Here is a 351-nt window from a genome sequence, read left to right as displayed (position 1 = left end):
CCCCGGCACCGAGAAAGCCGATGCCGGAGACCACGTAGGCAACCACGCGCACCGCGCCTTCGGCGCCGGCGAGACGATTGGCCATGTCGACGAAAATCGCCGCACCGACCGCCACCAGCACATTGGTGCGCAGGCCGGCGGTGCGTTGCCGGTACTGGCGTTCGAAACCGATCAGGCCACCGAGGATGAAGGCGGCGCTGAGGCTGACGAGGGTGTCGAGCAGCGAATCGAGGTTGAGGTTGTTGATGGCTTGCATAGTCTTGTCCTTGAAACACATAACCTTTGCAGGAGTGAGCCTGCTCGCGATAGCGGTGTGTCAGTCACTGCAATGTTGACTGACACACCGCTATC

The 351-nt window shown here is 61.5% G+C and carries 1 protein-coding gene; it reads right to left on the bottom strand.

Annotated features, from left to right (window positions below; translation table 11 throughout):
- Window positions 1-256 (bottom strand): MgtC/SapB family protein (locus DBR24_RS32810; protein ID WP_256591627.1); only part of this gene is annotated, 256 nt, incomplete at its 3' end.
- Window positions 257-351: the final 95 nt, after the last annotated feature.

Source organism: Pseudomonas sp. HMWF006 (genome assembly GCF_003061205.1).
In the GTDB taxonomy this organism is placed as follows: domain Bacteria; phylum Pseudomonadota; class Gammaproteobacteria; order Pseudomonadales; family Pseudomonadaceae; genus Aquipseudomonas; species Aquipseudomonas monsensis.
This window is presented reverse-complemented; position numbering and strand designations above follow the sequence as displayed.